Origin of the sequence: Chelatococcus sp. GCM10030263 (genome assembly GCF_042666455.1) — a bacterium.
Lineage (GTDB): Bacteria > Pseudomonadota > Alphaproteobacteria > Rhizobiales > Beijerinckiaceae > Chelatococcus.
Window position 1 is genome coordinate 33,543 of sequence record NZ_JBHTDB010000009.1, and the last position, 20,247, is coordinate 53,789.

At 66.4% G+C, this 20,247-nt stretch carries 17 protein-coding genes; 14 read left to right on the plus strand and 3 right to left on the minus strand.

Features of this window, described 5'->3' with window-relative positions; genetic code table 11:
• Window positions 1-13: 13 nt before the first annotated feature.
• From ACFQU1_RS19045 to ACFQU1_RS19075, 7 genes are all read left to right on the plus strand, one after another.
• Complete coding sequence (locus ACFQU1_RS19045) at window positions 14-1,123, plus strand: isocitrate/isopropylmalate dehydrogenase family protein (protein WP_378135586.1); 1,110 nt, start codon at window positions 14-16, stop codon at window positions 1,121-1,123.
• A gap of 82 nt (window positions 1,124-1,205) precedes the next feature.
• Window positions 1,206-2,273, plus strand: a complete 1,068-nt coding sequence (locus tag ACFQU1_RS19050) for an amidohydrolase family protein (RefSeq protein ID WP_378135588.1) — start codon at window positions 1,206-1,208, stop codon at window positions 2,271-2,273.
• A gap of 50 nt (window positions 2,274-2,323) precedes the next feature.
• Window positions 2,324-3,352, plus strand: a complete 1,029-nt coding sequence (locus tag ACFQU1_RS19055) for an aldo/keto reductase (RefSeq protein ID WP_378136765.1) — start codon at window positions 2,324-2,326, stop codon at window positions 3,350-3,352.
• Window positions 3,353-3,426: 74 nt separating this feature from the next.
• Window positions 3,427-4,422, plus strand: coding sequence for a TRAP transporter substrate-binding protein (locus ACFQU1_RS19060; protein ID WP_378135590.1), 996 nt, complete (start codon window positions 3,427-3,429; stop codon window positions 4,420-4,422).
• A gap of 173 nt (window positions 4,423-4,595) precedes the next feature.
• Window positions 4,596-5,132: a TRAP transporter small permease gene (locus ACFQU1_RS19065; RefSeq protein ID WP_378135592.1), complete on the plus strand. Its 537-nt coding sequence runs from the start codon at window positions 4,596-4,598 to the stop codon at window positions 5,130-5,132.
• Complete coding sequence (locus ACFQU1_RS19070) at window positions 5,129-6,385, plus strand: TRAP transporter large permease (protein ID WP_378135594.1); 1,257 nt, start codon at window positions 5,129-5,131, stop codon at window positions 6,383-6,385. The genes ACFQU1_RS19065 and ACFQU1_RS19070 overlap by 4 nt, the downstream gene beginning before the upstream one ends.
• Window positions 6,386-6,407: 22 nt before the next feature.
• The gene (locus tag ACFQU1_RS19075; RefSeq protein WP_378135596.1) at window positions 6,408-7,160 is read left to right on the plus strand and encodes an SDR family NAD(P)-dependent oxidoreductase; all 753 of its coding nucleotides are present in this window, start codon (window positions 6,408-6,410) and stop codon (window positions 7,158-7,160) included.
• A 14-nt stretch (window positions 7,161-7,174) separates the two neighbouring features.
• On the opposite strand, the gene ACFQU1_RS19080 is transcribed toward ACFQU1_RS19075, so the two are convergent.
• Window positions 7,175-7,933: a PRC-barrel domain-containing protein gene (locus ACFQU1_RS19080; RefSeq protein WP_378135598.1), complete on the minus strand. Its 759-nt coding sequence runs from the start codon at window positions 7,931-7,933 to the stop codon at window positions 7,175-7,177.
• A 741-nt stretch (window positions 7,934-8,674) separates the two neighbouring features.
• Here ACFQU1_RS19080 and ACFQU1_RS19085 point away from each other — a divergent pair.
• The 3 genes from ACFQU1_RS19085 (at window position 8,675) to ACFQU1_RS19095 (ending at window position 11,254) form a co-directional block, all read left to right on the plus strand.
• On the plus strand, window positions 8,675-9,145 hold the full coding sequence (locus tag ACFQU1_RS19085; protein WP_378135600.1) for a hypothetical protein: 471 nt from the start codon (window positions 8,675-8,677) through the stop codon (window positions 9,143-9,145).
• 153 nt (window positions 9,146-9,298) lie between these two features.
• The gene (locus ACFQU1_RS19090) at window positions 9,299-9,832 is read left to right on the plus strand and encodes a superoxide dismutase family protein (RefSeq protein WP_378136767.1); all 534 of its coding nucleotides are present in this window, start codon (window positions 9,299-9,301) and stop codon (window positions 9,830-9,832) included.
• 213 nt (window positions 9,833-10,045) lie between these two features.
• Window positions 10,046-11,254, plus strand: coding sequence for a saccharopine dehydrogenase family protein (locus ACFQU1_RS19095; RefSeq protein WP_378135602.1), 1,209 nt, complete (start codon window positions 10,046-10,048; stop codon window positions 11,252-11,254).
• Here ACFQU1_RS19095 and ACFQU1_RS19100 read toward each other — a convergent pair.
• Complete coding sequence (locus ACFQU1_RS19100) at window positions 11,178-12,809, minus strand: GMC family oxidoreductase (RefSeq protein WP_378135605.1); 1,632 nt, start codon at window positions 12,807-12,809, stop codon at window positions 11,178-11,180. The two genes, ACFQU1_RS19095 and ACFQU1_RS19100, sit on opposite strands and share 77 nt — an antisense overlap.
• A gap of 352 nt (window positions 12,810-13,161) precedes the next feature.
• Between ACFQU1_RS19100 and ACFQU1_RS19105 the strand changes: the two genes are divergently transcribed.
• From ACFQU1_RS19105 to ACFQU1_RS19120, 4 genes are all read left to right on the plus strand, one after another.
• Window positions 13,162-14,127 carry a LysR family transcriptional regulator gene (locus tag ACFQU1_RS19105; RefSeq protein WP_378135607.1) on the plus strand — a complete coding sequence of 322 codons (966 nt, stop codon included), beginning with the start codon at window positions 13,162-13,164 and terminating at the stop codon, window positions 14,125-14,127.
• Between the two features lie 111 nt (window positions 14,128-14,238).
• Window positions 14,239-15,039: an ImuA family protein gene (locus tag ACFQU1_RS19110; RefSeq protein ID WP_378135609.1), complete on the plus strand. Its 801-nt coding sequence runs from the start codon at window positions 14,239-14,241 to the stop codon at window positions 15,037-15,039.
• Window positions 14,939-16,501, plus strand: coding sequence for a DNA polymerase Y family protein (locus tag ACFQU1_RS19115; RefSeq protein ID WP_378135611.1), 1,563 nt, complete (start codon window positions 14,939-14,941; stop codon window positions 16,499-16,501). The genes ACFQU1_RS19110 and ACFQU1_RS19115 overlap by 101 nt, the downstream gene beginning before the upstream one ends.
• A gap of 12 nt (window positions 16,502-16,513) precedes the next feature.
• The gene (locus ACFQU1_RS19120) at window positions 16,514-19,783 is read left to right on the plus strand and encodes an error-prone DNA polymerase (protein ID WP_378135613.1); all 3,270 of its coding nucleotides are present in this window, start codon (window positions 16,514-16,516) and stop codon (window positions 19,781-19,783) included.
• Between the two features lie 3 nt (window positions 19,784-19,786).
• Here ACFQU1_RS19120 and ACFQU1_RS19125 read toward each other — a convergent pair whose 3' ends face one another.
• The gene (locus ACFQU1_RS19125) at window positions 19,787-20,215 is read right to left on the minus strand and encodes an endonuclease domain-containing protein (protein ID WP_378135615.1); all 429 of its coding nucleotides are present in this window, start codon (window positions 20,213-20,215) and stop codon (window positions 19,787-19,789) included.
• Window positions 20,216-20,247 lie beyond the last annotated feature (32 nt).

Here is a 20,247-nt window from a genome sequence, read left to right on the forward strand (position 1 = left end):
TGGACGGTGCAGGATGAAGACATACGAGATCGCGGTCGTTCATGGTGACGGCATCGGGCCCGAGGTCTGCCAAGCGGCGATCGACGTGCTCAAGGCAACGCCCGTGGCGAATGCGCTGAGCTTCGTGGAATATCCGGCTGGCGCCGGGCATTATTTGAAGGTGGGCAACGCCTTTCCGCCGGAGACCCATGCCGGCTGCACGAAGGCCGATGCCATCCTGCACGGCGCGGCCGGCATTCCCGGCGTGACCTACCCGGACGGCACCGAGACCGGCATCGAATTCGGTCTGCAGCTCAGGTTCCAGCTCGACCTCTATGCCAATGTGCGGCCGATCAAGCTGCGTCCCGGCGTGACCTCGCGCCTGCGCGACCGCAAGACCGGCGACATCGATTATGTGATCCTGCGCGAGAACACCGAGGGTCTTTATGCAGCCCGCGGCAATGGCGTGAACCTGCGCGACGAGCTGGCGGTCGATTCCCTGGTGGTGACGCGCAAGGGCATCGAACGGATCTGCCGTGCAGCCTTCGAGCTCGCCCGCAAGCGCAACGGCGCGCCGGGCGACGGCAAGCGGCGTGTCACCTGCTGCGACAAGGCCAATGTGCTCAGAACCTATGCCTTCTTCCGCAAGGTCTTCGACGAAGTCGGCGAGCACTATCCCGACATCGAGAAGGACTATGCCTATGCAGATGCCATGACCGTCTATCTGCTCGAACGCCCGGAGCATTACGACGTCATCGTCATGGAGAACATGTTCGGCGATATCATGTCGGATCTTGCCGCCGCCACCGTCGGCAGCATGGGCATGTCGCCGTCGTCCGAGATCGGCGACCATCACGGCTTCTTCCAGGCCGCCCATGGCTCGGCGCCGACGATCGCCGGCCAGAACATCGCCAATCCTTACGGCACTATTCTCTCCGCCGGTTCCATGCTGCAATGGCTCGGCGAGCGCCACAACGATCCGCGCTTGATCGATGCCGCCGATCTCATCGAGCGCAGCGTCGAGGCGGCGATGATGGCGCCAGACGGCCTGACGCGCGATCTCGGCGGCAGGGCGACCACCAGCGGCGTCACCGCTCTCGTGGTGAAGGGGCTCGCGAACGGGGTCGCCACCGCCGCCCAGTGAGGGCTCATCGTGAGGCGATAGGCGTCATGATCAGACCAGCCGCATTCGCGATCGAGACACCGAACCTCCGGGAGGAGACGCCATGAGCATTGCGCCCGGCGCTCCGAGCCCGCATTTCGCGGTGCGCCCGGACTGGCTCGCCCGCCATGACGAGCCGGTGCTCGAGCCCAATGTGGCCATCGTCGATGCCCATCATCATCTCTGGGATCGCCCGGAGAACCGCTATCTCTTCTTCGATTTCCTCGATGACGTGAATTCAGGTCACGACATTCGCGCCACGGTTTTCATGGAATGCGGCGCGATGTACCGCAGCGAAGGTCGGGCCGAGCTGCGCCCGCTTGGCGAGACGGAATTTGCGACTGGGGTCGCCGCCCTGAGCGCGAGCGGCGCCTATGGCGACACGAGGGTCTGCGCGGCGATCGCCGGCTTCGGCGATCTGCTCCTCGGCGACCGAATCGCGCCGGTGCTGGAGCGGCACAGGGTGATCGCCGGCGAGCGCTTCTGCGGCATCCGCCATATCGCCGCCTGGCATGCCGATCCCGCCGCACGCGGATCCATGGCGACGCCGCCGCCCGGCCTGCTGGGGGAAGCGCAGGCACGGCGCGGACTTCGCGAGCTCACGCGGCTCGGTCTCAATTTCGAGACCTTCGTCTATCACACCCAGCTCGGCGAGCTTACGGCGCTAGCGCGGGACTGCCCGGATCTCATCATCGTGGCAAACCACCTCGGCGGGCCGATCGGCATCGGGCCCTATGCGGCAAAGCGCGACGAGGTGTTTCGGCACTGGCGCGAGGGCATCCGCGACCTGGCGCGCTGCCCGAATGTCCGCATCAAGCTCACCGGGCTTGGCATGCGCGTCATGGGCTTTGGCTTCGGCGCGGGCGAGAGGCCGCCATCCTCTGCCGAACTCGCGGCGGCCTGGGCACCTTATGTAGAAACCGCGGTCGAGGTCTTCGGCGTAAGCCGGGCCCTCTTCGGCAGCAATTTCCCGGTCGAGAAGGGAAGCTGCAGCTATCGGGTGCTGTGGAATGCCTTCAAGCGAATAGTGGCCGGCGCGAGCCGCGACGAGAAGACTGCCCTGTTCAGCGGCACGGCATCCGACCTCTACCGATTGACGGCCGTGCCCGCACCCAATCCGATGGATGCGTGACCCACTCTCGCGGAAGGCAAGTCGTGCCAAGGAGGCAAGTCGTGGACCCGATGCAGCGCCGCCAGATTGCACAAACGACCCTCGCCATGCCGGTTCTCGGCTTCGGCGGCGCCACCTTGGGCGACGCCGGCGGGAGCATTCCCGAATATCAGGCGCTTTCGACCATCGAGGCGGCCTATGCCGCCGGCATCGATTATTTCGACACCTCGCCCTGGTACGGCAACGGCAAGAGCGAACTGCGCTTCGGCGCAGTGCTGAGGGCAAAGCCGCGCGCGTCCTATAGTCTCAGCACGAAGGTCGGCCGCGTCTACCAGCGTTGCACAGATCCCGACCACCCGAGCCAGCAGCGTTGGCGCGGCGGGCTGCCCTTCAGCCCGACCTTCGATTACACGCGCGACGGCGTGCTGCGCTCCTATGAGCAGAGCCTGCTGCGTCTCGGGATCGACAGGATCGATGCGCTCCTGATCCATGATCTCGACGAGAGCCATCTGGGAAGCCCCGCGGCGGTCGAGGCTCGCCTCGACGAGCTCGACGCTGGTGGGGGCTTTGCGGCGCTCGCCGCGCTCAAGGCGGCGGGCGAGATCGCGGCGATCGGCGCTGGCATCAATCGCCTCGGCATGATCCCGAAATTCCTCGACCGCTTTTCGATCGATTTCTTCCTGGTCGCCATGCCCTATACGCTGCTGAACCAGGAGGCGCTCGACGCGGAACTGCCGCTGTGCCAGGCCCGCGGCGCCTCGGTCGTCATCGGCGCGCCTTTCGCGTCCGGCATTCTCGCCATCGGCCCCGTCGCTGGCGCGACCTATGGCTACCAGCCGGCCCCGGATCCCGTTCTGCAGAAGGCGCGCGCCATCAAGGAGATCGGCGAGCGCCACGGCGTGCCGCTCGGTGCGGCCGCGCTTCAGTTCCCGCTCGCCCATCCGGCGGTCGCGGCGGTGATTCCCGGCCCGGTCAATGCCGACCAGTTGCGCGCCAATCTCAAATGGATGCGCCATCCGATACCGGCGGCCTTCTGGCAGGAGCTGAAAGCGGCAGGCCTTCTGCGCGCCGACGCGCCGGTGCCGGAAGGCCCGGGTTAGCTGAAGGGTTCACCGAGGAGGCGGCCCCAAAGATCAAAAAAGACGCCGCAGGCGTCGCACAGGAGGAGGAAGCAATGCTGATATCCCGTCGACAGATGACGTTCGGCCTCGCCGCCACAGGGCTCATGGCGCCCATGGCGCGCGCATCCGCCCAATCGCAGATCAAGCTGACGCTCGCCCACAATTCCGCGCCCTCCAGCCCCAAGGGCATGGGCGCGGACAAATTCGCCGAGCTCGTGGCGGCCAAGAGCAAGGGCCGTATTACCGTTCACGTCGCGCCGTCCGAGCAGCTCGGCAACGAGAATACCAACATGGCGGCACTACGCACCGGCACGCTGGATTTCGGCGCCTTGGGGCAGGGGGCGCTTCTGTCGGTCGCCCCAGAGGTGTCGGCGATCGGGCTGCCTTTTCTGGTCTCCACCCTGCCGCAGGCCTGGTCGATGCTCGATGGTCCGATCGGCCAGGAGCTCGCCAAGCGGCTGGAAGCCAAGAACGTCGTTTTCCTGTCCTGGTGGTGCAACGGCATCCGCCAGACCTCGAACAACAAGCGACCCATCCACACGCCCGAGGACTTCAAGGGGCTCAAGATCCGCACGCCCCTCGACGCCGCGACGGTCGACATGTTCTCGGCCATGGGCGCCAATCCCCAGCAGATCAGCTGGGGCGAGGTCTATCTCGCCCTGCAGAGCGGGGTCGTCGACGGGCAGGAGAATCCGCTCGCCAATATCTACGCGGCGAAGCTCTACGAGGTGCAGAAATATATCAGCTTCACCAATCATAAATACGAGCCGACCGGCCTCATCATGAGCACCGCCGCCTGGCGCCGGCTCAAGGACGACGATCGCGTCATGGTCCGCGAAGCCGCGACCGAGGCCGCCGCCTTCCAACGCAAGGCCATGGCCGACTCGGAAGAAAAGCTCATGGGCGAGTTCAAGAAGATGCCCTCCCTCACGCTGAACACGGTGGATACGGCGCCCTTCCGGAAGGCGACCGAAGTGGTCTGGGACAATTGGGAGAAGAAGCCCTTCGGCGACTTCGTCAAGCAATTGCGGGCGATGCGCGCCGCCTGAAGCAGAGAAGAGGTTAGGCGGGGGACGGTCTTCTTGCTGCTGGGGAACCCAAGACCGCTCATCCACTTCAGAGGGCAACTGACGGAACGCGGAGAACTCCCGCGTTCCTGTGATCGAATGATCCGAAATTCACGCCCGACTTGATCGGCATGAAGCAGAAGGACGAGCGGACCATGTGGCGAAGGCGCGCCGTATCCGTTGCACAGGCCATCGAATATCTCGTCGAACGCGCCTGCAACGGCCTCATGCTGCTGTCGGGTCTCAGCCTTTTGGCGCTGCTGACGGTCGTCGTCGGACTGCGCTATTTCTTCGAATCCGGCCTGAACTTCGCTCCGGATCTCACCGAGCTGCTCTTTGCGATCTTCGTGATGGCGGGTATCGCGCAGGCCGCGCGCCGCGGCGCACATGTGGCGAGCGAACTCCTGCTCAGCGTGCTCACCGGCGGCTGGCGGCTGGCGCTTTCGGTTTTCATCCATGCGGTCACGGCGACCGTCTATCTCCTGCTCGCCTGGTATGCGATGCAGAATGCCATCATCGCCAACGACCAGACGACACCGGTACTGCAAATCCCCTGGAGTGTCGGCTACGGCTGTCTCGCCGCCGGGCTGGCGCTCGTCGGGCTTTGCAGCCTGACGACGCTTGCCCGGCAGTTGCTCGGCGATGAGGAGGTCAAGGTGGATCTCACCGAGCCGGGAGTAGCGGTGACATGAGCCTCATCCTCGTCACGAGTTTCTTTCTGCTGCTCGCGCTCTCCTTCCCGATCTCGCACGCGCTCCTCGTCGGGGCGACGCTGGGCGTGATGTCGTCGGATTATCTGTCCCTCTACGGCATCATCCAGCAGCTCTATGTGCCGACCCAGAGCTTTCCGCTGATCGCCATTCCCTTCTTCGTCATGGCGGCGGAACTGATGATGACCGGCAAGCTCGGCCGGCATCTCATGGACTTCGCCACGGATCTCGTCGGGCGGTTCCGTGGCGGGCATGCACAGGTGAGCGTGCTCGGCTCCACGTTGTTCGGCGGTGTCTCCGGTTCGGCGGTGGCGGATGCGACGGCGCTCGGCAAGCTGCTGATCCCCTGGCAGATCAAGAACGGCTATCCGAGAGCCTTCTGCGGCGCGACGATCGCCGCGGCCTCGACGATCGACATCCTCATTCCGCCCTCGATCCCGCTGATCCTCTATTCGCTCGTCTCGAACGCCTCGATCGGCCATCTTTTCCTCGCCGCCGTTCTGCCCGGGCTCTTCCTCGCGGTCGGCTTCCTGGTGGTCTGCAACGTAAGCGCGCGGCTGCGGGGCTTTCCCTATCAACGCGAGCCGGTCGTCTGGCCGCAGATGATCCGGCGTGGTCTTTACGCCATGCCGGCACTATTGATGCCTGTTCTCGTTCTGATATCTCTGCGTTTCGGCGTGTTGACGCCGACGGAGGTCAGCACATCAGCCGTAGTTTATGCCATGCTGGTGTCGGCTTTCTTCTATAGAGACCTTACATGGGAGCGCGTAAAATCATCGGTCTACACCGCGGGGATGGCGACCGGGGTCGTTCTTCTTCTGATCATGGCCTCGACCGTGGCCGGCTGGATTCTCACGCTCGAAGAGGTGCCGCAGCGCTTCCTCGACTGGGCCAAGGGCAATTTCGACAGCAAGGTCTCGGTCATCCTGCTCATGAATGTCATGATGCTGGTGGCTGGCATGTTCGTCGATTTGCCGGCCGCTATTCTCTTGCTTGCGCCCTTGTTCGTGCCGCTGGCCAATTCCTACGGCATCGATCTCGTGCAACTCGGCATCATGATGGTCGTCAATCTTGCCATCGGGCTTTATACCCCGCCGGTCGGCACGACCTTGTTCATCGGCAGCATGCTGTCAAAGGCGAGTATCGGCCAGACCGTGAAGGAGCTTCTGCCCTTCTATGCGGTCGGCTTCCTGGTGCTCGCCTTGATGAGTTACGTTCCGGCACTGACGTTGTAAGCTTGCCGGCGAGAGGGACAGAATGAGCGCGACCAATCTTCCAATGCTGTTCAGGCTTGACGGCACAGTGGCTGCGGTGACCGGCGGCGATTCCGGTATCGGTCAGGCGAGCGTGCGGGCGCTTGCCGAGGCCGGCGCGACCGTCGTCGTGCTCGACCGAGCGCCCCAAGAGGGCGAGGCGGTCGAGAGGATCACCGTCGATGTCGCCGATGCGGAGGCAGTCCGCGCGGCCTTCGATGCCATCGCGGCGCGTCACGGCCGGCTCGACATTCTCGTCAACAGCGCCGGCACGGCCATTCGCAAGCCGGCGCTCGACGTCTCGGTCGAGGACTGGAACACCGTCGTGGCGGTCAATATGACCGGCAGCTTTCTTTGCGCGCGGGAAGCAGCTCGCCTCATGATCGCGGCCGGCCGGCCGGGGGCGATCGTCAATGTCGCCTCGATCATGGGACTCTCGGGCGGCGGGCTCTATCCCAACATCTCCTATCAGACCACCAAAGGTGCGATCGTCAATATGACGCGGGCACTGGCGGTGGAATGGGCGCCGAACGGCATCCGCGTGAATGCGGTCGCGCCCACCTATGTGCGCACGCCCTTCATAAGATCGCTTCTGGATCAGCCGGAGTTGATGCGTCGCATCGAGGAAATGACGCCGCTAAGGCGCCTCGCCGACCCGGAGGACATCGCGGCGGCCATCCTCTATCTCGCGAGCCCCGCCGCGGCCATGGTGACCGGGCACACGCTGCCGGTCGATGGTGGCTTCCTCGCCCAGTGAAGGGCTCGGCCCGGTTATAAGCCCAGCGCTGAACGGCTGCTCTGCGGGGTATATTCCGGCGCCTGCTTGATCTCTTCGCGACTGCGGCGCACTTGCATCGCCCGGTCGTTCCACCGGATGTCCTGCACCTCGTCAGGCGTGATCAGCACGAATTTGCCCGGCCACCAGTTCTTCGTATCGACGACGATATGGTGGATGGACCACGGCCGTGCCCCGTTGTTCTCGTCGATGAGAAAATCCTCCACATGGCCGATGTCGCCGTCCTGCGCCGCGATGGCGTAGCCGGTGACTTCATTGACACTGCGCAGATGCGTGTCTTCGACGCTCGGGCTCTCGTCTGCGTCGGGCCGGCCGCCGTCCGGCCCCTCGGCGGGATGGGCGATGTCCGGCGCCACATAGGGCGGTGCGGCCGGATAGCCCATACCGGCGCCGGTGAGGCCGACGGGGCCGAACCAATAGGGATCCCAGCCGTAATGGCCGTAGATGGCGGCCTCTGCCTGACGTGAGACCGGCAGATGGGTCTCGACGCCCGGGCTCGCCTTGACCTGTTCGCGCGTCAGCGCAACGGCGATCCTGCGTTGGTCCGCGTCGATGGCGTCGAGATGCGAGGAGGGCAGAAGAACCTGCCGGCCCGGAAGCCAGTTCCCCGTATCGACGACGAGCCAGCGCACGGTCCAGTTGTCGTCGTCGAAGAGGAGATCGACGACACTGCCGATCTCGCCATCGCGGGCATGGATGGCACAATGGGTGAGAGTGGAGGCTTCATGTGTCATGGCCAGGCTCCTCGCCGGGGACCCCGCCGGGCATGCGGCCCGGAGCGTCTCGAAAGAACAACGTTCGAACCATCAAAACGTTCGGAGCTCCTGAATTTGGGGCTAGTCGGCGGAACCGGAAAGCGCGACAATGGTTCTCGTAGAGGCTTCGTCTTTGTGATCGGCAGCCCAACATGCGGCTTGATGAAAAAGCCGGTTTCTCTCGTCATCGTCCCGTCTCCGCGGGGTGGACACCAGAGACTTGTGATCTATCTTTTGTAGATCCGAATAGGAGCGAAAGATATGGTCCGGCCATATCTGCCGTGCGGGGTTCCAGCGGCAGGCCGAGCCATGATCGGATAGACCCTGCAGCCGATCGCTTCGGACCGATGAGTGGGTCGTGGAGCATGAAGCCGGAACGAGGCACCCGCCTTTTCTAACGCGGACTTCGGATCGGGCAAGCTTATGCTTCGACGAGGCGATGAAGCGGACGGTGACCTGTAGGTCACCCGTATTGCGCTGGCCAAGCAGGGCGTGCGCGCAACGCCGCCGCGATGGGATGTGACCACCCGGTGCCGCTGCGTGGAACAATGGTGGCGCGATCTGCCAGCCCTCCGGCCCCGCGATCGATGTCGGGACGCACCACCTCTATCCGCCGCCGTCCTTGAACGCGGCGCGAAGCACCCCTGCGCGGACGACCGGCGACGCGTCTCCCCGGTGTGATCTTGGCGAGGGGCACGTCTTTCGTGAGGGAGAGATCAAATGGAATACAGGACATTGGACGAGATCAGGCCGGCCGGAACGGTCACGCCGGCCACACAGGAAGCGTCGCGTTCTCTGCGGCGGGAGAGATTAGAGCGTTTGGCTCACTTGCTCGAAGAGCATACCGGGCCGCTGAAGCTCCTGTCCGGAATGGAATATGTACATGGTGAGGCACGTTTGGCGTTGCGCGCGGACAATTCGCCGCTCGAGATCGCCTATGCGGATCCCGTCCTACGTGGGCAAGGGCTCAAGGGCGACACCTTGGGCGACGCGGTAGCGTTCTTCGATCTCTCCCAGTGGGAAGCGCATAACCTTTTCTGCGACTGTCACTATGTTGGCGCGATCACGTCGCGCGCAGTTGCAGGGCAGGCGCGTGCCATTGCGCGCAAGACCACTTTCCGCGACTTTTGGAGAAAGGTCTGGAGCGCGCTGCCGAGGTTCCGCGAGCCGGCGACGGCGCGCAGGATCTGAGCCTTTCTTGCGGGTTGCCGAAGCGGGGCGCGCCGCGGCGCGCCCCGTTGCTGTCCGGTTCGCGCCGCGATAGCGAAGGAGGATCGATGGACTGGAACCTTTTTCGCTCCTGTCCACTTCGCTCGAAAGCGCTCTAAGACAAGGAAGGTGTTCATGAAGCCGTTGTTATTGGGACTCTTGGTGGCCGGCAGTACGGGCCTCGCGGCCTTGGCTCAGTCCACGCCGACCGTCAAGGCGACCTTCCACAATGTCGAGGGCGAGTCGATCGGCACCGCGACCTTGACCGAAACCCCGAGCGGCGTGCTCGTTTCCCTCGATCTCAAAGGGCTGCCGCCAGGCGAGCACGCCTTTCACATCCACGAGACCGGCCGTTGTGATGCGGCGTCGGGCTTCGAATCCGCCGGCGGACACTTCGGGCCGGGTGATCGCCGCCATGGCTTCAAGGATGAGCATGGCCCTCATGCCGGCGACATGCCCAATCAATTCGTCGCCGCCGACGGGGTATTGAGGGCTGAGGTGTTCAACCCCAACGTCACTCTGGCGTCCGGCGACGCGGCGCATAGGGCTGCCCTGTTCGACAGCAACGGCGCTGCGCTGGTGATCCATGACGGTGTGGATGATTATGCCAGCCAGCCGTCCGGCGAGGCGGGCTCGCGGATCGCTTGCGCGGTGATCGAAAAATCGTGATGAGGCGGGGCTGCTTTGGTCCGGCGTCGGAGCCTCCCCGAGGCGATTGCGCGCCTTTTCGCCTGACGCCGTGAGGAATAATTCACGTCTCTGACCTATTCCTGATGGCTCGGGAAGGGTGCCTTGCGCAGCGCATGCGGATCGGTCGCTTGGCGCTTGGGCGGCAAGAAGTCATCGCTGCCCGCCGCCCTTCCCCGCGGATGGAGAGCGCCCATGACGAGTCACTCTCGCAAGATCCTGGTGCTCGGCGCCGGCCATATCGGCGCGGCGATCGCTGCGATGCTCGCGGAGGACGGCCATGCCGTCATGCTGGCAGATGCGAGCGAGGAGGCGGTGGCGCGATCGGCTGAGGAGGCCTTCACCACGGGGCGTATCGATGCTGCCGACCAGCAAGCCCTGCGCGCGGCGCTCTCTCATCAGGAGATCGTCGTCAGCGCCCTGCCGTATTTCCTGAACAGGGCCATCGCCCAGGCGGCGGTCGATACCCACACCCACTATTTCGACCTGACGGAAGATGTCGCGACCACCGCCTTCATTCGCGAGATCGCGACCGGTGCCGATGTCGCCCTGATGCCGCAATGCGGGTTGGCGCCGGGCTTCATCTGCGTGCTCGGCGCCGACATGGCCTCGCGCTTCGCGCGCGTGAAGGCGATCAGGATGCGCGTCGGCGCGCTGCCGCTCTATCCGACCAATGCGCTGCGCTACAACGTGACCTGGTCCATCGACGGCCTCATCAACGAATACTGCAATCCTTGCGAGATCATCGCCGGCGGCAAGCCCATCCACGTGCCCGCGCTCGATGGCCTCGAAAGCGTAATGATCGACGGCGTCGCCTATGAGGCCTTCAACACCTCGGGCGGGCTCGGCACCCTGACCGAGACGCTGGCCGGCAAGGTCGAGGACTTGTCCTATAAGACCCTGCGCTACCCCGGCCATGCCGATGTCATGAAGCTCCTGCTGCAAGGCCTCGGGCTCGCCGAGGATCGCGCGACCATGCGTTCGATCCTCGGCCGTGCCGCGCCCTTCACGCGCAAGGACGTGGTCGTGATCTTCGTCACCGGCATCGGCGAACGCGGCGGACAGATGGAGGAGGAGAGCATCATCCTGCGCTATGACGGCACGCCGGAACTCGCCGCCATCCAGCTCACCACCGCGGCGGGCTGCGTCGCCATGATCGAGCTCTTCCTCGCCGGCAAGCTCGCCCCGCGCGGCTTCCTCCGGCAGGAGGACGCGAAGCTCACTGACGTTCTCGACACAGCCGCCGGCCAACGGTTGATCGATGGCGCGCGTGGTCCGGACGCCGCCCAGCTTCTGCTGCGGCAGCGCGCCATCCGCTCACCCGCGGCTATGCCGACCGGCGCATCGACGCGGCCGCAGCCCAGTCCTCCAGCAACATCTCCGCCCCTTTTTCCGCAATCATGAGCGTCGGCGAATTGGTATTGCCGCTCGTGATCGTCGGCATCACCGAGGCGTCGATGACGCGCAGTCCCTCGATCCCGCGCACGCGCAGGCGCTGATCGGTCACGGCCGTGAGGTCATCGTCGCGGCCCATCTTGGCCGTACCGACCGGGTGGAAGATGGTCGTGCCCGTCTCCCGCGCGCCCTGCAGGATTTCCTCGTCGCTCTGCAGGTGATCGCCGGGCTTGTATTCGCGCGGGTTGTACTTCGCGAGCGCCGGCATGGCGACGACCCGCCGGACGAGGCGCAGCGCATCGATGGCCACCCGCTGGTCCTCGGGGGTGGCGAGCGAGTTGAGGCGGATCGCCGCCGGCGTGAGCGGGTCGGGCGATTTCAGCTTGATCGTGCCGCGGCTCGTCGGCCTGAGATTACAGACGCTCGCCGTAAAGGCCGGGAAGGGGTGCAGCGCATCGCCGAATTTATCGAGCGAGAGCGGCTGGATGTGGAACTGCAGATTGGGCGTCGCCTGCTCCGGCGACGAGCGCGTGAAGGCCCCGAGCTGCGACGGCGCCATGGTCAGCGGGCCGCGACGGAGAAAGGCATATTCCGATGCCATCAGGCCTTTGCGCATCAGTGAGCGGTAATCCTCATTCAGGGTGCGGACGCCGCTCACCTTGAAGATCGGTCGCAGCTGCAGATGGTCCTGCAGGTTTTCGCCGACGCCCGGCAGATGGTGCACGACATCGATGCCGTGCTCGCGCAACAGGTCGGCGTCGCCGATGCCGGAAAGCTGCAGGAGATGCGGCGAGCCGACCGCCCCCGCCGCGAGCACGACCTCCCGCGCCCGCACCTGGCGCAGCCTATCGCCCTGGCGGAATTCGACGCCCACCGCCCGCCGTCCCTCGAAGAGGATGCGCGTCACCTGCGCATGCGTCTCCACCTTCAGATTGGGCCGTGCGAGGGCCGGCTTCAGGAAGCCGCGCGCCGATGACCACCGCCGCCCGTTCTTCTGGTTGACGTGGAAATAGCTGATGCCTTCGTTGTCGCCGGTGTTGAAATCATTGGTGCGGGGAATGCCGGCCTGGACCGCCGCCTCGATGAAGGCGTCGAGCAGCGCCCAGCGCACGCGTGGCGGCTCGACCCGCCACTCGCCGCCCACCGCGTGATGCTCGCCATCGCCCAGGAAATGGTCGAGATGGCGGCGGAAGATCGGCTTCACATCCTCCCAGCCCCAGCCTTCCAGCCCGAGCTGGCGCCAATGGTCGTAGTCCGCGCGCTGGCCGCGCATATAGATCATCGCATTGATGGCGGAACAGCCGCCGAGCACCTTGCCGCGCGGATAATTGAGCACGCGGCCGTTGAGGCCGGGCTCGCTCTCCGTCTTGAACATCCAGTCCGAGCGCGGATTGCCGATGGCGAAGAGATAGCCGACGGGAATGTGGAACCAGATCCAGTTGTCTCGGCCGCCCGCCTCGATGAGGCAAACCTTGTTTCCCGGGTCCCGCGACAGGCGGTTCGCCAGGAGGCAGCCGGCGGTGCCGCCGCCGATGATCACGGCGTCGAAGGTCGGCTCGGTCATGGGGCTGTCCGTACAAACCGGGGGCAGGGATACTGCATGCGGCGTTTGCGTCTCCTCTCCCCGCTTGCGGGGAGAGGGACAGGGTGAGGAGCGTCAACTGTTGGCCGTAGGAAGTTCCCCCTCACTCGGGCGCTTCGCGCCCGACCTCTCCCCGCAAGCAGGGAGAGGTCAATCAGTGCCCGCCGACCATGTGACATAGCCTCCCCCTCAAGCCGAGGGTGAGGTGCCCCAGATGCCGGCCAGCGGTAAACCTTCATTGGACCTGATTCTGGCATGGTCCCCCTTGACTCTCGTGGGGTGACGATAGCTCTGCTTTTATAGCCAGACTATAGGCCGGAACGCCGATCAGGTAATGCAGAAATCCATATCCTCCAACGCCGGCTTCGACTGGGGAGACGTCCAGTTCTTTCTGGTGGCGGCGCGTGCCGGCAGTGCCGCGAAGGCAGCCCGGCGGCTAGCCGTCGACCAGGCGACGGTCAGCCGGCGCATTCGCGCGCTCGAGGAAGCCTTGCGCACGCCGCTCTTCCAGCGCGGCCCACGCGGCCATGTGCTGACGGCGGCCGGCGAGCGGCTGCTGCGGCGGGCCGAGGAGATGGAGACGGCGAGCCTGGCGGCGAACCGCGACCTGACGGAGGCCTCCTCCACCGTCACCGGCACCTTGCGCGTCGCGGGCCCCGAGGGCTTTCTCTGCGCCTTTCTCGCCCCGCGTCTGGGGCGCCTCGGCGAGGCCCACCCCGGCCTCGACGTGCAGCTCACGCCGATGCCTCATCTCTTGTCCGTCTCGAAGCGCGAGGCCGATATCGCCATCACCGTCGGCCAGGTACTCGAAGGGCGCGTCATCATGCGCCGCATCGCCGATTACTCCCTCGGCCTGTTCGGGTCGCGGGACTATCTCGCGCGGACGGAGCCGGTGATGCGGCGGAGCGATCTCTCGCAGCACAGGATCATCGGCTATATCGACGATCTCATCGTCATGCCCGAGCTCGATTATCTCGGTGAGATCCTGCCCGGGCTGCGCGCATCCTTCCAGTCGTCGAGCCTTATCGCGCAGATGGCGCTGACGGTGGCGGACGCGGGGCTCTGCGTCCTGCCGCATTATATGGCCGCCGCCGAGCCGCGGCTCGTACCGGTGCTCGGCGAGGAGGTGCGGCTCGCGCGCGCCTATTGGCTCATCGTTCACAAGGATATGAAGGAGACGGCCCCGAACCGCGCCTTCATCGATTTTGTGGTGGCGGAGGCGCGCCGCTGCCGCGACATCCTGCTGCCCGGAGCGGCCAGGGCTGAAGCGTCACAGCCGGGCTCCGTCTCGCCGCCCTGAGACACAGAGGCGGATTCCGATCAGGATCGCCAAGAGCGGTTGACTCCCGGGCAGGGCCGGAGTCATAAAGAACAAAATAGGAACATTTTTGAGAGATCGGGAGTGACTGCGGTGGCCAGTTCCATCGTTGCCACGCTCCGGCGGAGCATTGCCGGCTTGGAGCCCTATGGTGCGGAGAATGGGGGAAGCGCCCCCGTCTTCCGCCTTGGGCACCCGGCTGCCGATGCCGCCTTGGGCGCCATGCCTGGCGGTCTCCTGCACGAGGTCTTCGCCGCCACGGCGGCGGACCAAGGGCCGGCGACCGGCTTTGCCGTCTGCCTTTCGGCGCGCGCCATTGCCCGTGGCGCACCGATCGTGTGGATCCGGCAGGATTTTGTCGCGCGCGAAGGGGGCGAACTCCATGCCCATGGGCTCGCCGCGCTCGGCGTCGACCCGGGCCGCATTCTTCTCGTGCATGGCGCGGATGCTCGCGACGTGCTGCGGGCGGCGGGCGATGCCCTGGCGACGCGCGGCATCGGCGCGGTCGTCGTCGAGCCTTGGGGAGAGCCGAAGCTGCTCGATCTGACGACGAGCCGGCGGCTCGCGCTCCTGGCCCGCGAAAACGGCGTGACGGGCATTCTCCTGCGCGCCGCCGCCACGCCCGATGCGAGCGCGGCGGCGATCCGCTGGGAAGTTGCCGCGGCGCCCTCCACAGCCCTGCAGCGCGTGCCGGGCGTGGAAAGCCACGGGCCGGCGCGGCCGGCCTTTCGCGTCGCGTTGCTGCGCCACCGGCGCGGGATCACGGGCGCCTGGAATATGGAGTGGGATGGTCATGACCGTGCCTTCTGCGAGCCGCTATCTCTCCCTCTGGCTCCCGCTGCTGCCCATCGACCGCCTGCGGCGTGGCAGCCGCCCCATCGTGCCGCCGGATGAGCGGCCGCTCGTCGTCGTCGCCAAGGAGAACAACGCCCTACGGCTGACGGCCATCGATCCGCGTGCCGCCCGGCTCGGCCTCAAGCCCGGCATGGCGCTGACCGACGCCCGCGCGATGATCATCGATCTCACTGTGGCGGAGGCCGATTTCGCGGCCGATGCCGCCCTGTGCGAGGCCATCGCCGATTGGTGCGACCGCTTCACGCCGCTCGTCGCCGGCGACGGCCCGGCTGGGCTGATGCTCGACATTTCCGGCTGCGCGCATCTCTTCGGCGGCGAACGGGCCCTGGGGCGCGAGCTCATTCGCCGGCTCCTGGCGCAGGGCATCCATACGCGCGCCGCCATCGCCTCCACACCCGGCGCGGCGCGGGCGGTGGCGCGCTTCGGCGAGGGCGGTATCGTGCCGGCGGGTGGCGAGGCTGCGGCCCTCATGCCTCTGCCGGTCGCAGCCCTCGGCCTTGCCGGCGAGGTGGTGCAGGGGCTCGAACGCATGGGGCTTTTCACCATCGCCGATCTCGAAACGCGCGCCCGGGCGCCGCTCGCCGCGCGCTTCGGGCGAGGGCTGCTCCTCGCGCTCGACAGGGCGCTCGGGCGGCTGGAGGAGCCGATCACCCCGCGCCGGCCGCCGCCGGCCTTGATCGCCGAGCGCCGCTTTCCCGAGCCGCTGGCCGAGGCGACCGCCGTGCGCTGCGTGCTGCAGGGGCTCGCGGCCGATCTCGCCGGCATGCTGGAGCGGCGCGGGGAGGGCGCACGGGATTACGAGGCCTCCTTCTTTCGCACGGATGGTCAGCTTCGCCGCATCCGCATCGAGACCGGCCGGCCCTTGCGCGATCCCGAGACCATCGACCGGCTCTTTGCCCTCAAGCTCGACGCGCTTGCCGATCCCATCGACCCCGGCTTCGGCTTCGACATGATCCGGCTCGCCATCGGCGCGACGGACCCGCTCGACGCCCGCCAGGAGAGCCTCAATCGCCAAGATCTCCACGCCGGCATGGCCGGCGAGGGGGCGCAGGCGCTCATCAGCGATCTAGCCGACCGGTTGAGCGCCCGGCTCGGCATCCGCCGTGTTGCGCGTTTCGTGGCGCGCGACACGCATATTCCGGAAGAGGCGGCCCGCATTCTGCCGGCGCTTCGTGCCCCCGGCGGGCAGGACTGGCCGACAGGGTCGGCGATCCCCATGCGTCCCTTGCGCCTCTTCGATCGGCCGGAGCCGGTCGAGGTCATCGCCCAAGTGCCGGACGGCCCGCCGGCGCGCTTCCGCTGGCGCCGCGCCTTGCACGAAGTTGCCAAGGCCGAGGGGCCGGAGCGCATCGCCGGCGAATGGTGGATCGCCACCCGGCCGACGCGGGATTACTTCCGCGTCGAAGATACCGCCGGGCGCCGCTTCTGGCTCTATCGCGACGGCCTCTACGAGCGTGAGCCGGGGCGGCCGCAATGGTTCCTGCACGGGCTTTTCGCCTGAGGACGGGACCCCATGGCCTATGCCGAGCTCGCCGTCACCACCAATTTCTCCTTCCTGCGCGGGGCATCGCATCCGGAGGAACTGGTGGTCCGCGCCGCGGAGATGGGGCTTGCCGGCATCGGCATCGCCGACCGTAATTCGCTCGCCGGCGTGGTGCGGGCGCTCGTCGCCATGCGCGAGACGGATGCCGCTGAAACCGGGCTCAAGCTCGCGGTCGGCGTGCGCCTCGTCTTCACCGACGGCACGCCCGACATCCTCGCCTATCCGCGCGACCGCGCCGCCTATGGCCGGCTCTGCCGGCTGCTCACATTGGGCAAATTGCGCGCGCCAAAGGGCGAGTGCCACATCACGCTGGATGATCTGGAGGCGCATCTCTGGGGGCTTCTGCTCGCGGTAATCGCCCCGCGCGAGCCCGGCCCGGAGATCGAGGATCTCCTCGCGCGCTTGGCCCCGCGCGCCCGCGACAGCCTGTGGCTTGCCGTCGACATGCCCCATCACGGCGACGACCGCCGCCGCTACGACCGGCTCGCCGCCATGGCGGGGCGGGCGGGCGTGCCCGTGCTCGCCATCAACGACGTGCTCTATCATGGGCCCGAGCGCCGGCCCTTGCAGGACATCGTCACCTGCATCCGCGAGCATGTCACCATCGCGAGCGCCGGCCGGCGGCTCCAGGCCAATGCCGAGCGCCATCTGAAGCCGCCCGCCGAGATGGCGCGCCTCTTCCGCCATGCGCCCGAAGCGGTCGCCGAGACGCTGCGCTTCCTCGACCTCTGCCGCTTCTCGCTCGATGACTTGAAATATCATTATCCCGAGGAGCCGGTGCCGCCGGGCGTCACGCCCCAGCAGCATCTCACGGCCCTCACCTGGGCCGGCGCCGCCGAGCGCTTTCCCGACGGCATCCGCCCCGATATCCGCGCCACCATCGAAAAGGAGCTGGCGCTGATCGAGCGCCTCGATTACGCGCCCTATTTCCTCACCGTGCACGACATCGTGCGCTTCGCCCGCAGTCGAAATCCGCCGATCCTCTGTCAGGGGCGCGGCTCGGCCGCCAATTCGGTGGTGTGCTTCTGCCTCGGCGTTACGGCGGTTGATCCGCGGAAGATCGATGTCCTCTTCGAGCGCTTCCTGTCGGAGGAGCGGCGCGAGCCACCCGACATCGACGTCGATTTTGAGCACGAGCGCCGCGAGGAGGTGATCCAGTATATTTATGAGCGCTACGGCCGGGAGAAAGCGGGCATCTGCGCCACCGTCATCTCCTATCGCCCGCGCAGCGCCATCCGTGAGGTCGGCAAGGCGCTTGGCCTCACCGAGGACGTGACGGCCGCGCTCGCCAATACGGTCTGGGGCAGCTGGGGCAAGGACCTGCCGGAAAACCAGGTGCGGCAGGCCGGGCTCGATCCGTCAAATCCCATGATTGCCCGGGCGGTGGCATTCACGGCCGATCTCATCGGCTTTCCACGCCATCTGTCGCAGCATGTCGGCGGCTTCGTCCTGACCCGCGACCGTCTCGACGAGACCGTGCCCATCGGCAATGCAGCGATGGACCACCGCACCTTCATCGAATGGGACAAGGACGACATCGATGCGCTCGGTCTCATGAAGGTCGATGTGCTGGCGCTCGGCATGCTCACCTGCATCCGGAAGGCGCTCGACCTCATCGCCGCCCATGGCGGCAACCGCTACGAGCTCGCCACCATCCCGGCGGAGGAGCCCGAGGTCTATGCCATGCTGCGCAAGGCCGATTCCCTCGGCGTCTTCCAGGTGGAAAGCCGCGCGCAGATGAATATGCTGCCGCGCCTCGCCCCCAAAGAATTCTACGATCTCGTCATCGAGGTGGCGATCGTCCGCCCCGGCCCCATCCAGGGCGACATGGTGCATCCCTACTTGCGCCGGCGCCAGGGCAAGGAGACGGTGAGCTATCCATCGCCTGCGCCAGAACACGGCGAGCGCGATGAGCTGGAACGTGTTCTCTCGCGCACCATGGGTGTGCCGCTGTTCCAGGAACAGGCCATGCGCATTGCCATCGAGGCGGCCAAATTCACACCCGACGAGGCCAACAAGCTGCGTCGCGCCATGGCCACCTTCCGCCGCTCCGGAACCATCCATCTCTTCCGCACCAAGATGGTGGAGCGCATGGTCGAGCGCGGCTATGAGCGCGCCTTCGCCGAGCGCTGCTTTCAGCAGATCGAGGGCTTCGGCGAATACGGTTTTCCCGAAAGCCATGCCGCCTCCTTCGCGCTTCTCGTCTATGCCTCCGCCTGGGTGAAATGCTTCCACCCGGCGGCCTTCGCGGCCGCCCTCCTCAATTCGCAGCCCATGGGTTTTTACGCGCCCGCGCAGATCGTGCGGGATGCCCGTGAGCACGGCGTCGACATCCGTCCGGTCGATGTCAATCTGAGCGCCTGGGACAATACGCTCGAGGAGAGAGCCGATGGCACGCTGGCGCTCAGGCTCGGCTTGCGCCAGGTCGATGGCCTGGGTGAGACGGCGGGCGGGGCGCTTCTCGCCGCGCGGCGGGACTTCCCCGGCGGCTTCCCGCATGTCGAGGCACTGGCGCGGGCAAGCCGCCTGCCGCGCCGGGCGCTGATCCGGCTGGCGGAGGCGGACGCCTTCCGTTCCCTCGGTCTGGACCGGCGCGAGGCCTTATGGATGGTGCGCCGCCTGCCGGATGATCAGCCGCTGCCGCTGTTTGCGGCGGCTCATGCCGACGAGCTCGCGCCCGAGCCGGAGGTGCCCCTGCCGGCCATGCCGGCGCCCGAGCATGTCATCGCCGATTACCAAACGTTGCGGCTTTCCCTGAAGGGCCATCCCATGCAGTTCCTCAGGGCGCGTTTTGCGCGTGAAGGGGTGTTGAGCTGCACCGAGCTCGCCCGCGCGCGCGATGGGCAGGCGGCGCGGCTCGCCGGCATCGTCACCGTGCGCCAGCGCCCCGGCAGTGCCAAGGGCACGATGTTCATGACCATCGAGGATGAGACGGGCATCGCCAATGCGGTGGTCTGGCCGCGGCTCTTCGAGCGCTACCGCCGCCAGGCCATGGGCGCGCGGCTCATCCTTGTCTCGGGGCGGGTGCAGCGCAGTCCCGAGGGCGTCATTCACCTGGTCGCCGAGCGGCTCGACGACCGCTCGCAGGAGCTGTCGGCGCTTTCCGAGAGCCGTCTGCGCCCCGCGCTCGCCCGTGCCGACGAGCTCGGCCGCTTGCCCCTCGATGCGACCGAGGCGCCGTCACTAGGACGGCACCCCCGCAATCTGCGCATCCTGCCGAAATCGCGCGATTTTCATTGAGGATTATTCCCTCCCCCTCAAGGGGGGAGGGTTAGGGTGGGGGGTACTATTACGCGCGAGCCTCAGCCGGATCGTCTCAAGGACGCCGCCGAGATCATCGTAAATCTCACGGTTCCAGATGTGCAGGACGTCATATCCGCACATCCTGAGGCGGCTCTCCCTCTCGCGGTCATAGCTCATCTCCTTCGTGGTCGAATGTGTTGCCCCATCAACTTCGATGATGAGCCGCGCCTCGTGGCAGGCGAAATCCGCGATGAAGCCCTCGATCGGCACTTGGCGTCGAAACCGGAAGCCCTCAATCCGACGGTGGCGTAACCCCCACCATAGCCGCCGCTCGGCCTCAGTCATCCTTCGGCGTAAAGACCGTGCATTGCTGCGCAAGCGAGGGGAGACTAGGCGGTGCGAAGCCGGTCTATTCGTATCGCTCACCATCCCCCCCACCCTAACCCTCCCCCTCAAGGGGG

Coding starts and splice junctions, on each gene's coding strand:
- ACFQU1_RS19045 (WP_378135586.1), top strand. CDS start 14: ATGAAGACATACGAGATCGCGGTCGTTCATGGTGACGGCATCGGGCCC.
- ACFQU1_RS19050 (WP_378135588.1), top strand. CDS start 1,206: ATGAGCATTGCGCCCGGCGCTCCGAGCCCGCATTTCGCGGTGCGCCCG.
- ACFQU1_RS19055 (WP_378136765.1), top strand. CDS start 2,324: ATGCAGCGCCGCCAGATTGCACAAACGACCCTCGCCATGCCGGTTCTC.
- ACFQU1_RS19060 (WP_378135590.1), top strand. CDS start 3,427: ATGCTGATATCCCGTCGACAGATGACGTTCGGCCTCGCCGCCACAGGG.
- ACFQU1_RS19065 (WP_378135592.1), top strand. CDS start 4,596: ATGTGGCGAAGGCGCGCCGTATCCGTTGCACAGGCCATCGAATATCTC.
- ACFQU1_RS19070 (WP_378135594.1), top strand. CDS start 5,129: ATGAGCCTCATCCTCGTCACGAGTTTCTTTCTGCTGCTCGCGCTCTCC.
- ACFQU1_RS19075 (WP_378135596.1), top strand. CDS start 6,408: ATGAGCGCGACCAATCTTCCAATGCTGTTCAGGCTTGACGGCACAGTG.
- ACFQU1_RS19080 (WP_378135598.1), bottom strand. CDS start 7,933: ATGACACATGAAGCCTCCACTCTCACCCATTGTGCCATCCATGCCCGC.
- ACFQU1_RS19085 (WP_378135600.1), top strand. CDS start 8,675: ATGGAATACAGGACATTGGACGAGATCAGGCCGGCCGGAACGGTCACG.
- ACFQU1_RS19090 (WP_378136767.1), top strand. CDS start 9,299: ATGAAGCCGTTGTTATTGGGACTCTTGGTGGCCGGCAGTACGGGCCTC.
- ACFQU1_RS19095 (WP_378135602.1), top strand. CDS start 10,046: ATGACGAGTCACTCTCGCAAGATCCTGGTGCTCGGCGCCGGCCATATC.
- ACFQU1_RS19100 (WP_378135605.1), bottom strand. CDS start 12,809: ATGACCGAGCCGACCTTCGACGCCGTGATCATCGGCGGCGGCACCGCC.
- ACFQU1_RS19105 (WP_378135607.1), top strand. CDS start 13,162: ATGCAGAAATCCATATCCTCCAACGCCGGCTTCGACTGGGGAGACGTC.
- ACFQU1_RS19115 (WP_378135611.1), top strand. CDS start 14,939: ATGACCGTGCCTTCTGCGAGCCGCTATCTCTCCCTCTGGCTCCCGCTG.
- ACFQU1_RS19120 (WP_378135613.1), top strand. CDS start 16,514: ATGGCCTATGCCGAGCTCGCCGTCACCACCAATTTCTCCTTCCTGCGC.
- ACFQU1_RS19125 (WP_378135615.1), bottom strand. CDS start 20,215: ATGGTGAGCGATACGAATAGACCGGCTTCGCACCGCCTAGTCTCCCCT.